The sequence below is a fragment of the uncultured Microbacterium sp. genome (genome assembly GCF_963521645.1).
Lineage (GTDB): Bacteria > Actinomycetota > Actinomycetes > Actinomycetales > Microbacteriaceae > Microbacterium.
The window spans coordinates 1-11556 of sequence record NZ_CAUQVQ010000080.1; the positions used below are offsets into that span (position 1 = coordinate 1).

Below are 11556 nucleotides of genomic sequence, written 5' to 3' on the forward strand. Positions count from 1 at the left end.
GGGGGGGGTTTTCCCTGTGTGGGGGGTGGGGGGGGGCGCCCCGGGGCGCCCCCCCCCGCCTGGGCGCCGGCACAGAGACGGGACCCCGCCGCCCGGGGGGGCCCCTTCTCTGTGTGCGGTTGTCAGATCAGCGCGCGGCGCCCTTGAGCGATCCGGTGGTCTGTCCGGCCTCGTCGAAGATGATGCACTGGATGACGCGGTCGTTCAGCTCGTCCCACGTCTGCTGCGTCGGTGTGATCGTGGTGACACTCAGGGCGGACTCCTGGTAGCCGACTCCGACGAACGACGTGTACGCGTCGCCGATGCACTCTTCGGTCGCGGTATCCACGGCCTCCTCGGAGAACTCGCCGTCCTCCATGGTGATCTCGTGGAAGACCTCCATGTCGTGGGGCTGGTCGCACGGCACGACGTCGATGTCTTCGAGCTGGCCGGTGCCGCTGTCCATCGTGCAGTCGCCCAGCTTGAGGGAGAAGATGTCGATGTTCGCGCTCTCGGTGACCTGGCCGGTCTCCTCATCGCGATCCGCGTCTCCTGCGCCGCCGCCCAGGATTCCGTCGAGTGCGCTGCACCCGGTCAAGGCGATCGACACCGCCGCCGCTGCACCCGCGAGTGCCAGTGCGCGTCGTGTGCGCAGTTTCATCATGATGTTCCCCTCCAGAGCCTTCGTGGTGTGCGGGCACTGAGAGGCCCGCCTCCAGCACGCTAGCCGCCTGCGAGTCTGTGATGCAACTTGGAAGAGGCTGTGGCTGGGCTGAAAGCCGGGTCAGCCCTCCAGGTCGTCGACGCCCGGCATCCAGCTCGCGCCGGGGCGTCCCCAGCCGCGTTTCTTGGCGATCTTCTGCACGGTCTTCCAGTCGCCGTCCGACAACCGGTCGATGTACAGGACGCCGTCGAGGTGGTCGAACTCGTGCTGCATGATGCGGGCGCGCCAGCCGTCCACAGCGATCTCGACAGGGCGTCCCTCGAGATCGGTGCCCGTCACGCGAACCCTCTCGGAGCGGCGCAGAGCGAAACGTTCGCCCGGGAACGACAGGCAGCCCTCGGATTCGAGGTCCTCGTCGGGCGCCCCGGGCTCGAGCGGAACCATCCACAGCTCGGGGTTGATGATCACGCCGCGCCACGGTTCGTCGTCATCGTCCACATAGGAGTACGTGTACAGCCTGAGCGGAACGCCGACCTGCGGAGCGGCCAGACCCACGCCCGGGGCGGTGTCCATGGTCTCGAACATGTCGGCGACCAGTGTGCGGATGTCGTCGGTGATCTCCTCGACGACGGAGGCGGGGGAGTGCAGGACGGGGTCGCCCATGATGCGAATAGGAAGTACAGCCACGCCATAACCCTACTCGGCGCATGTCGCCGGGTAGGGTCGTAAGGTGAGCATTTCCGTATGGACGACCGGAGCGGAAGACGTCACCGATCAGCTGGTCGGAGCCTTCCAGAATCCCGGGCTGCTCCTCGGCATCCCTCTTGCGCTGGCGGGCGCCGTCTTCATGTCGCTCGGTGCGCAATATCAGCACCGCGGCGTCGAGAAGGTCGAGCGGCTGAGCGGATCCAACGGCACGAGCGGGTTGTCGCTCGCGCAGGTCGGAGCCCTCCTCACGCGCCCGTCGTGGATCGCCGGCACCCTGATGCTCGGACTCGCGATCGTGTGCCAGCTCGCTGCTCTCGTGCAGGCGCCGCTCATCGTCGTGCAGCCGCTCGGTGCGATCGCTCTCGTCATGACGACGCTGCTCAACGCGCGCATCTCCGGCCACTCGCCGACGAAGCAATCGATCACCGCGATCGTGGCCTGTGTGGGAGGAATCTTCCTCTTCGTCTTCTTCGCGGCGATTTTCGCGACCGAGAAGGACGTCACCGACACCGAGCTCTTCACGATCCTCGCGATCCTGCTGGTCGTCATCATCATCCTCGGCGCGTGCTGGCTCGTGCTGCGGCACCGCATGCGTGCGCTCTTCTATGTGATCGGCGCGGGAATCCTCTACGGCTTCGTCGCCACGCTCGCGAAAGTCGTCATCAAGCGCGTGCAGGCAGGCAACTTCGAGTGGATCACGATCGTGTGCGTGATCGCGTTGATCGCGGCCGCGGCGGTCGGCGCATACTTCGTGCAGACCGCGTACAGCTCCGGTCCGCCCGACCTCGTCATCGCCGGTCTCACGGTGGTCGACCCGCTCGTCGCGGTCATCATCGGTATGACGATCCTGGGCGAGGCCGCAGCGGCTCCGCCGTGGGTCTTGGTCATCTTCGGAGTCGCCGGAGCCATCGCCGTCTGGGGAGTCGTCGGACTCGCGCGGTACCACCCGCAGGTGCTGAGCGACAGTCAAGAGCTCGGGATCACCCGCGGCAGCGCCGACCGGAACAGCGACGAGCGCTCGACGGACGACGAAGCCTGAACATCTCCAGACGCAGAAGGCGCCGAGACCCCGTGGGGTGCTCGGCGCCTTTCTGCGGGTGAGGGATCAGTACGACTGATCAATCAGGTCGGGAGAGACCTCGGAGGCTGCGGCGTCGTCGACGAAGAAGACCGTGCGCTTGCGGCCCTTCGCTCCTGCGACCGGCACACTCGTGTAGCTGGCCCCCGCGAGAGCGAGTCCGAGGGCCGACGCCTTGTCGGCTCCGGTCAGGACGAGCCAGACCCGCTTGGAAGCGTTGAGCACGGGACGCGTCAGCGTCACACGCTCGGGCGGCGGCTTGGGGGAGTTGCGCACAGGGAGGGCTGCGACATCGGTCACCGTGACCTCCTGCCGGTCGGGGAAGAGCGACGCGATGTGGCCGTCCGGCCCGACGCCGAGGAAGCAGACCGCGAACGACGGCCATGGGTGCTCATCGGTACCGAATCGGGCGAGCTCCGCGGCATACGCGGCGGCTGCCTCATCCAGCGTCAGGCCCTCGTCGGCTGCGGCGACCTCGTGCACGTTCTCCGGGGGCACGGGAATGTGATCGAGCAAGGCGGCGCGAGACTGCACAGCATTGCGGTCGGCGTCGGTCCGAGCGACGAAGCGCTCGTCACCCCACCAGAAGTGCACCAGCGACCAGTCGATGTCGTCGGAGCGCGGATCCTCGAGCGTCGCACGCAGCACGGCACCGCCCATGGACCCGCCGGTGAGGGCGACGTGTGCGATGCGGCCGTTGCGTGTGCGCGCGCGCAGGCGGGTCAGGAAGCGGTCTGCCACACGCTCCGCCAGCGCACCGGGCGTGCTCTCGACTACGACCCGCTTCTCTGCGGGAGTCCGCTGGGTCGACATCATTCTCCTGCCTCGGGCGGGCCCAGCTTTTCCCAGCCCTCGGTGATCACTCGGCCGTACAAGACGTCGGGATCCAGCCGACGCAGCTCCTCGGCGAGGCATTCACGCAGTGTGCGCCGCGGCAGGTGCAGGTCATGGTCGGGCTGATCCGGCTGGGTGAGGACCGCGATTCCGGGCTCGGGGCGCTCCAGGAGGATGTCGCCCGACGCGCGCGTCAGGCGCACCGACTTGATGCCCTCCTGCCAGTGCTCGGCGTCTTCGTAGTGCCAGGTGACCTTCACATCGAGCGCCAGCTGCAGCCAGGCGGCGAGCAGAGCTGTCGACGGCGACGCCGAGCCTCCCCGCACCTCGACGGCGTCGACGGCTTCGAACGGCGGCTGGTCCAGCACGGCGGCGAGCTGCTCGCGCCAGTGGGTGAGGCGCGTCCATGCGAGATCGGTGTCGCCCGGGGCGTGGGTCTCGCCGAGGAGGGCGAGCCGGTCCCGCACGTCGGGAGCCGTCGCCGCGTCGGTGATGCGGCGCTGCGCGATCTTCCCGAGCGGCGAGTTGGCGGGAGAGGTCGGTGCTTCCTCCGGCCACCACGCGACGACGGGAGCGTCGGGCAGCAGGAGGCCGGTGACGAGGCTCTCCTCGTTGCTCGCGGCATCGCCGTAGGCGTGGAGGACGACCACCTCGCTCGCACCGGCGTCGCCGCCGACGCGGATCTGCGCGTCGAGATGGGCATCGCCGTCACCGGTGGTCAGCACGATGACACGCATGGGGTGCTCGCGCGAGGCGTCGTTCGCGGCATCGATGGCCGCCTCGGCCACGCCGTTGCGCGCCGAGATGATGAGGGTGAGAACGCGACCGAGGGCCACGGCGCCGCCGTCTTCACGCACCTTGACGAGCTGCTTGGCGACCTGGCTGACGGTCGTGTCGGGAAGGTCGATGATCATGGGCGTCTCCAGACTCGTCCGTCGCGGGCAAGGAGGTCATCCGCGGATGCAGGACCCCACGAGCCGGGTGCGTACTGGTCGACCGGGCCGCCCTCTGCGGCCCAGAACTTCTCCACGGGGTCGAGGATCTTCCACGACAGTTCGACCTCTTCGTGCCGGGGGAACAGCGGCGGGTCGCCGAGCAGCACGTCGAGGATCAGACGCTCGTACGCCTCGGGGCTGGCCTCGGTGAACGCGTGGCCGTATCCGAAGTCCATCGTGACGTCGCGCACGTTGGTGCCGTTGCCGGGGACCTTCGAGCCGAAGCGGATCGTGACGCCCTCGTCGGGCTGCACGCGGATCACGAGGGCGTTCTGTCCGAGCTCGGACGTGTTCGAACGGCCGAAGAGGTGCTCCGGTGCCTTCTTGAAGACGACCGCGACCTCGGTCACGCGTCGTCCAAGACGCTTTCCGGTGCGCAGGTAGAAAGGCACTCCCGCCCAGCGGCGGGTGTCGATCTCGAGCTTGATGGCGGCATAGGTCTCCGTCGCCGACTCGGGGTTCATGCCTTCCTCGTCGAGGAACCCGGTGACCTGCTCGCCGCCCTGCCATCCGCCGGCGTACTGTCCGCGCGCTGTCGCGAGCGAGAGGTCGTCGGGCACGTGCACGGCGGCGAGGACCTTCTCCTTCTCGGCGCGCAGGTGCTCGGCAGACAGGCTGATCGGCTCCTCCATCGCGGTGAGCGCGAGGAGCTGCAGAAGGTGATTCTGGATGACGTCGCGCGCGGCGCCGACGCCGTCGTAGTACCCGGCACGGCCGCCCACGCCGATGTCCTCGGCCATCGTGATCTGCACGTGGTCGACGTAGTTGCGGTTCCAGATCGGCTCGTACAGCTCGTTGGCGAAGCGCAGAGCGAGGATGTTCTGCACCGTCTCCTTGCCGAGGTAGTGGTCGATGCGGAAGATCGAGTCCGCCGAGAAGGCGACCTCGAGCGCCGCGTTCAGCTCCCGCGCGGATTCGAGGTCGTGCCCGAAGGGCTTCTCGATGACGACACGACGCCAGCAGTCCTCGTTGTCGTCGTCGTCGCCCACGAGACCCGAGTCCTTGAGCTGCTGCGCGACCACCGCGAACGACTTCGGCGGGATCGACAGGTAGAACGCGTGGTTCCCCATGGTGCCCCGCTCCACGTCCAGCTGATCCACCGTCTCACGGAGCTTGCGGAACGATTCGGGATTGTCGAACTCTCCCGAGACGAAGCGGATGCCCTGAAGCAGCTGCGCCCACGTCTCCTCGCGGAACGGGGTGCGCGCGTGCTGCTTGACGGCGTCGTACACGACCTGAGCGAAGTCCTGGTCCTCCCAATCACGTCGGGCGAAGCCGACCAGAGCGAATCCGGGAGGCAGGAGCCCGCGGTTGGCGAGATCGTAGACGGCGGGCATGAGCTTCTTGCGTGACAGGTCTCCGGTCACACCGAAGATCACGAGTGCACTGGGCCCCGCGATCCGGTTGAGACGGCGATCATCGGGGTCACGCAGCGGGTTGTGCCCGCGCGAGATGGGAACAGACATCGGTGGGAGATTCTCCTGGCTGTTACTTCTGTGCTGCTTCGAAGAGGGTGAGGACGTCAGCCGACGAATCGGTGATCGTCAGGGAGACGACGGGTCGTCCATGGGCTGCCAGGACACCGGCATCGCCGGCCGCCTGCGCCTCGATGAGCTGGCCGAACGTGTACGGCCGCTCGGGGATCTCGAGATCGACGTCGGTGCGCTCGAGGATCTGCAGGAACACACCCTGAGCGGGTCCACCCTTGTGGTACTGCCCGGTCGAATGGAGGAAACGGGGTCCCCAGCCGAAGGTCGTCGGTCGACCGGAGTCGGCGGCGACGAGTTCGCGGATGCCCTGCAGCTGCGGCACGTCGAGACGGTTCACGTATGCCTGGACCGCGACGTAGCCGTCGTCCGACAAACGAGCCCAGAGTGCGTCGAGAACCCCTTCGACGGTTCCCGAGGCGGCGAGGGCCGGATCGGACACGCGCACCTCCACGCCGTTCTCAACGAATGCGGGCTCCGTCGAGCCGGGGCGTGCGTCGAGAAGACCTCGTGCGGCGACCTTCGCCGACTCCACGTCGGGCTGGTCGAACGGGTTGATCCCGAGCAGATAGCCCGCGATCGCCGTGGCGTACTCCCAGACGATGAACTGGGCGCCGAGCGATCCACTGACGAGGATCTCTCCCTCGTGGCGCTCACGGAGGTGGAACTCGTTCGCGTCGTCCACCAGACGCACGATCTGCAGATCCGCGGGCGCGGAATCGAGCTCGGGCGACACCGGGAGGAGGACGACCGGGAGGATGCCGGTCCCCGACTTCCCCGTGGACTCCGCGATCAGCTGTTCGATCCAGTCGGGCAGTCCGTTGATGTGCGTGCCGTCGGTGATCAGACCGAGCTTGTCCCTCCGAGGGACGGTGGCCGATATCGCGGCGGCGAGGCGCAGAGCGGGGTTGTCGGCCGAATCGACGGCGACCTCCAGCAGAGACGCCTCTGCCTCGTTCAGCAGCTCGTCGATGTCGGCGCCTGCGAGTCCCGACGGCACGAGCCCGAAGGCCGTGAGCGCCGAATACCGTCCGCCGACGTGGGGATCCGCGGTGAAGACGCGGTATCCGGCCTGACGGGCCGAGCTCTCGAGAGGAGATCCGGGATCGGTCACCACGACGATGCGCTCCGCCGGGTCGATGCCGACGTCGCGGAACGCGGCTTCGAACGCGCGGCGCTGCGAGTCGGTCTCCACGGTCGAGCCGGACTTCGACGACACCACGAGGGCGATGTTCTCCAGGCCCCCGTCGAGCGCGGCGAGAACCTGCCCGGGAGCAGTGGAGTCGAGGATGGTCAGCGGCACACCACTCGTCTGTGCGATCACTTCGGGTGCCAGCGAGGAGCCGCCCATGCCTGCGAGCACGATGCGGGTGACGCCCTTCGCGTGCAGTTCGTCGCGCAGGGCGGTGATCTCGGCGACCAGAGGGCGAGACACCGAGACGGCCTCGACCCAGCCCAGGCGGATCGACGCCTCGGGCTCGGCGTCCGGACCCCACAGGCTGGCGTCGCCGCCCGTGACGCGCGAGGCGATGAGATCGTGCACCAGTGCGGGCACGGTCTCATCGATCGCCGCCCGGGCTGCGCCCGACGCGTGGATCGCGAACGTCATCGCTGCGCCTCGAGCCCTTCGCTCACCTGGGTGAGCAGGTCGTGCCAGGAGTCGATGAACTTCGCGACGCCCTCATCCTCGAGCACCTGAGTCACGTCGGTGAAGTCGATGCCGAGGTCGGCGAGTCCCGCGAACACCGCGCGAGCCTCGTCGTAGCCGCCGGTGATGGTGTCACCGGTGACGACGCCGTGGTCGAAGGTCGCCTCGAGCGTCTTCTCGGGCATCGTGTTGACGACATCCTTCGCGACGAGCTCGGTGACATACAGCGTGTCGGGCAGGGCCGGGTCCTTGACACCGGTCGACGCCCACAGCGGCCGCTGCGGGTTGGCGCCCAGCTTGATGAGGTCCTGAGCGCGCTTCTCCGCGAACTTCTGCTCGTACAGCTCGTAGGCGAGACGCGCGTTGGCGAGGCCGGCCTTGCTCTTGAGAGCTTCGGCCTCGTCGGTGCCGATCGCCGAGAGGCGCTTGTCGGTCTCGGTGTCGACGCGCGAGACGAAGAACGACGCGACGGAGTGGATGCTCGACAGGTCGAAGTCTGCGCTGTGCGCGCGCTCGAGGCCGGTCAGGTAGGCGTCGATGACCTCGGCGTAGCGCTCGAGGCTGAAGATCAGCGTCACGTTGACGCTGATGCCCGACGCGATGGCCTCGGTGATCGCCGGGAGGCCCGCCTTGGTCGCGGGGATCTTCACGAGCAGGTTCGGACGGTCGACCTTGGCCCACAACTGCTTGGCCTGGGCGACCGTGCCCTCGGTGTCGTGCGCCAGGTCGGGGGAGACCTCGATCGAGACGCGACCGTCGACATGACCCGACTTCTCCCACACGGGACGGAAGACGTCGAGGGCGGCGGCGACATCCTGCGTCGTCGCGGCGAACACGGCCTCCTCGGCCGTCGCGCCGGACGCGGCGAGCTCGGAGACCTGGGCGTCGTACGACGTGTTGTTCTTGTCGGTGATCGCGTTGGCGAAGATCGTCGGGTTCGTGGTGACGCCGACGACGTTGCGCGTCTCGATCAGCTCGGCGAGGTTGCCGGAGGAGATGCGGGTACGGGACAGGTCGTCGAGCCAGATGCTGACTCCGGCGGCGGCGAGGTCTGCGGTGGGGGTGCTCATGCGTTCTCCTTGATGGTCTCGCGTGCGGCCGCGATGACGGCCTCGGTGGTGATGCCGAACTTCTGGAACAGCGTCTTGTAGTCGGCGGAGGCGCCGAAGTGGTCGATGCCGACCGAACGGCCGCGGTCGCCCACGATGCCGCGCCAGCTGAGGACCGACCCGGCCTCGACCGAGACGCGTGCGGTCACGGCCTTCGGCAGCACGGACTCACGGTACGCCTCGTCCTGCTCGTCGAACCACTCGAGCGACGGAGCGGAGACCACGCGCACATTGACGCCCTCTTCCGCCAGGGCGGCACGAGCGTCCACGGCGAGCTGAACCTCGGAGCCGGTAGCGATGATGATCACGTCGGGGGTGCCGTTCGGCGCCTCCGCGAGCACGTAGGCACCCTTGGAGACGCCCTCGGTCGAGGCGAACACGTCGCCCTCGGCGGTGCCCTGGCCGCGCTCGAACACCGGGATGTTCTGACGGGTCAGCGCGATGCCGGCCGGTCCCTCGTGACGACGAAGGATCTCGAGCCATGCCGCGGAAGTCTCGTTGGCGTCGGCGGGGCGCACGAGCGTGAAGTTCGGGATGGCGCGCAGCGTCGCGATCTGCTCGACGGGCTGGTGCGTGGGGCCGTCTTCACCGAGTGCGACGGAGTCGTGCGTCCAGACGAAGATGCTCGGAACGTTCATGAGCGCGGCCAGACGCACCGGCGGGCGCATGTAGTCGCTGAAGATGAGGAACGTTCCGCCGAAGGCACGCGTCGGGCCGTGCAGCACGATGCCGTTGACGATGGCGCCCATCGCGTGCTCGCGGATGCCGAAGTGCAGCACGCGTCCGTAGGGGTCGCCGGACCACTCGTGCGTCGACCATTCGGCCGGGATGAAGGACTTCGAATCCTTGATCGTGGTGAGGTTCGATTCGGCGAGGTCGGCGGAACCGCCCCAGAGCTCGGGGAGCTCGGCAGCGAGAGCGTTGATCACCTGACCGGAAGCCGCGCGGGTCGACACGTCCTTGCCGCTCTCGAAGACGGGGAGAGCCGACGTGATGTCCGCAGGCAGCTCCTTCGCCTCGAGGCGATCGAGCAGGGCCTTGCGCTCGGGGTTGGCGGCCGCCCAGGCGTCGAACGACGTCTGCCAGGCAGCACGCGCTTCGGCAGCGCGCTCGGCGAGACCGCGGGTGTGGGCGATCACATCGTCGGCGATCGCGAAGTGCTCGTCAGCGTCGAACCCGAGGACCTTCTTGGTCGCGGCGAGCTCGTCGCCACCCAGGGCGGAACCGTGGATCTTTCCGGAGTTCTGCTTGCCGGGCGACGGCCAGCCGATGATGGTCTTGAGAATGATGAGCGACGGCTTCGAAGTCTCGCCCTTGGCGGCCTCGATCGCGGCGTGCAGCTCCGCGACGTCCTCGACGTACTCGCCCGTCTTCTTCCAGTCGACGGTCTGCACCTGCCAGCCATAGGCCTCGTAGCGCTTCGCGACGTCTTCGGTGAAGGCGACGTTCGTGTCGTCCTCGATCGAGATCTGGTTTGAGTCGTAGATCGCGATGAGGTTGCCGAGCTCCTGGTGACCGGCGAGCGAGGAGGCTTCGCTCGTGACGCCCTCCTGCAGGTCGCCGTCGCCCGCGATCACGTAGACGAAGTGGTCGAACGGGCTCGTGCCCGCTTCGGCCTCGGGGTCGAACAGACCGCGCTCGTATCGCGCCGCGTAGGCGAAGCCCACGGCAGAGGCGAGTCCCTGACCGAGCGGACCGGTGGTGATCTCGACGCCCTTGGTGTGCCCGTACTCGGGGTGGCCGGGGGTCAGCGAGCCCCACGTGCGCAGCGCCTTGAGGTCGTCGAGCTCGAGCCCGAAGCCGCCGAGGTACAGCTGCACGTACTGGGTGAGCGAGGAGTGTCCGACCGAGAGGATGAATCGGTCGCGGCCGAGCCAGTCGGTGTCGGTCGGGTCATGGCGCAGCACGCGCTGATAGAGCAGGTACGCGGCGGGAGCGAGGCTCATGGCGGTGCCGGGGTGACCGTTGCCGACCTTCTCCACGGCATCCGCGGCCAGCAGACGAGCGGTGTCCACCGCGCGCCGATCGATTTCTTCCCACTGCAGTTCCGACACGGTGAAGCCCTTCTCAGACAGTTCGAGAGCACCCGGAGTGCAGCATCGGTGTCCGCGTCGTTACGGATGGAATGTGATGTGCGCCGGGCACGCGAGTCTTTTCAGCATAGCGCCGTGGTCAGACCCGTGACCTCCCTTTACAACGCACGATCAGGCGTGTAATTCCCGGGAGCGCGATACACGCGGACAGGCTCGGAACCGGGGTTCGTGAACGGTGAGACGGGGTGCCACCTGCGCGGCTGAAGACCCGCTCGCGGGGTCGTCAGCATCCTGTGGCCACTGGGTCTTCGATGCAGGTGTGGGCGACGAGCGCGGTGTGCGCCTCGAGGATGCGGATCGTCTGTGGCGATCCCTCGGCGGTCAGTCGACCTGAGATGGGGGTCCAGCCCGATCCCAGGTCGACTTCGACCGTGTAGAACACGTCGACGCGTGCGGTGTACTCGCCGCGTTCGCGGTACACGTGCGAGGTCGGGGTCGGAGTGAACTGCGGCTGACCGAGTGCTTTCCACGTTCGGCCCGGCACGGCGACAGTGGCCAGAGCGCCGTCGCCGTAGTCGAAGCGGTACGACGAAGGGGTGAACCGCACCGAGAGGGGCACGCCGAACAGCTCGCCCGACTGGGTGTGGACATCCGCCGCGACGGTGAAGTTGGTCGGCAGGCCGGCGATGCCGATGTTCGCGGGCTCGGCGGTCGCACGCGCAGAGGCAGGTGCGAAGCCCGCGAGGTCGGTCAGGGTGATGGTCGGCGTCGCGGGAGCGGGAGGGGCGGACTGGAGGGCGGCCGGGGGTGTCGCGGTCGGAGTGGTCAGCGTCGAACATCGCACCGTGCCGTCGTCGTCGAGACACTCAGCCAGTCGTATCGCCTGTTCGCTCGGAGGAGCGGGTCGCGCTGGCGCGTCGGACGCGGTGCCGTCACGTTCGTCGCGGTCTCCCGGAATGCTCGGAAGCGCCGGAGAGCCGGGGCGCTGCTGTGTCCCGGAGATCGTGAGCGAGGAGTTGCC

10 protein-coding genes are annotated in these 11556 nt (G+C 68.0%); 1 reads left to right on the forward strand and 9 read right to left on the reverse strand.

What is annotated here, in order from left to right; all coding sequences use genetic code 11:
• Positions 1–127 precede the first annotated feature (127 nt).
• Entirely contained in the window at positions 128–643 is a 516-nt protein-coding gene (locus RWO82_RS13045; protein ID WP_314427785.1) for a septum formation family protein, read from the reverse strand.
• 120 nt (positions 644–763) lie between these two features.
• Positions 764–1330 (reverse strand): peptide deformylase, encoded by a 567-nt coding sequence (gene def / locus RWO82_RS13050; RefSeq protein ID WP_314427788.1) that lies wholly within the window; start codon positions 1328–1330, stop codon positions 764–766.
• A 43-nt stretch (positions 1331–1373) separates the two neighbouring features.
• On the opposite strand from def, the gene RWO82_RS13055 reads away from it, so the two are divergent.
• A complete protein-coding gene (locus RWO82_RS13055) occupies positions 1374–2390 on the forward strand; it encodes a DMT family transporter (protein WP_399540846.1) in 1017 nt (338 codons plus the stop codon).
• Positions 2391–2456: 66 nt separating this feature from the next.
• Here RWO82_RS13055 and pgl read toward each other — a convergent pair whose 3' ends face one another.
• The 7 genes from pgl to RWO82_RS13090 form a co-directional block, all read right to left on the reverse strand.
• Positions 2457–3242, reverse strand: a complete 786-nt coding sequence (gene pgl / locus RWO82_RS13060) for a 6-phosphogluconolactonase (protein ID WP_314427790.1) — start codon at positions 3240–3242, stop codon at positions 2457–2459.
• Positions 3242–4177, reverse strand: coding sequence for a glucose-6-phosphate dehydrogenase assembly protein OpcA (locus RWO82_RS13065; RefSeq protein ID WP_314427792.1), 936 nt, complete (start codon positions 4175–4177; stop codon positions 3242–3244). The genes pgl and RWO82_RS13065 overlap by 1 nt, the downstream gene beginning before the upstream one ends.
• On the reverse strand, positions 4174–5724 hold the full coding sequence (gene zwf / locus RWO82_RS13070; RefSeq protein WP_314427795.1) for a glucose-6-phosphate dehydrogenase: 1551 nt from the start codon (positions 5722–5724) through the stop codon (positions 4174–4176). The genes RWO82_RS13065 and zwf overlap by 4 nt, the downstream gene beginning before the upstream one ends.
• A gap of 22 nt (positions 5725–5746) precedes the next feature.
• Positions 5747–7354: a glucose-6-phosphate isomerase gene (locus RWO82_RS13075; RefSeq protein ID WP_314427798.1), complete on the reverse strand. Its 1608-nt coding sequence runs from the start codon at positions 7352–7354 to the stop codon at positions 5747–5749.
• Positions 7351–8463: a transaldolase gene (gene tal, locus RWO82_RS13080; RefSeq protein ID WP_314427799.1), complete on the reverse strand. Its 1113-nt coding sequence runs from the start codon at positions 8461–8463 to the stop codon at positions 7351–7353. The genes RWO82_RS13075 and tal overlap by 4 nt, the downstream gene beginning before the upstream one ends.
• Positions 8460–10556 (reverse strand): transketolase, encoded by a 2097-nt coding sequence (tkt, locus tag RWO82_RS13085; RefSeq protein WP_314427802.1) that lies wholly within the window; start codon positions 10554–10556, stop codon positions 8460–8462. The genes tal and tkt overlap by 4 nt, the downstream gene beginning before the upstream one ends.
• Positions 10557–10818: 262 nt before the next feature.
• Positions 10819–11556, reverse strand: a 738-nt coding sequence (locus tag RWO82_RS13090; RefSeq protein ID WP_314427805.1) for a hypothetical protein, incomplete at its 5' end; no start/stop codon positions are given.

Excerpts from the sequence above, each read along its gene's own strand:
- RWO82_RS13045 (WP_314427785.1), bottom strand. The coding sequence starts at position 643 with ATGATGAAACTGCGCACACGACGCGCACTGGCACTCGCGGGTGCAGCG.
- pgl (WP_314427790.1), bottom strand. The coding sequence starts at position 3,242 with ATGTCGACCCAGCGGACTCCCGCAGAGAAGCGGGTCGTAGTCGAGAGC.
- RWO82_RS13065 (WP_314427792.1), bottom strand. The coding sequence starts at position 4,177 with ATGATCATCGACCTTCCCGACACGACCGTCAGCCAGGTCGCCAAGCAG.
- zwf (WP_314427795.1), bottom strand. The coding sequence starts at position 5,724 with ATGTCTGTTCCCATCTCGCGCGGGCACAACCCGCTGCGTGACCCCGAT.
- RWO82_RS13075 (WP_314427798.1), bottom strand. The coding sequence starts at position 7,354 with ATGACGTTCGCGATCCACGCGTCGGGCGCAGCCCGGGCGGCGATCGAT.
- tal (WP_314427799.1), bottom strand. The coding sequence starts at position 8,463 with ATGAGCACCCCCACCGCAGACCTCGCCGCCGCCGGAGTCAGCATCTGG.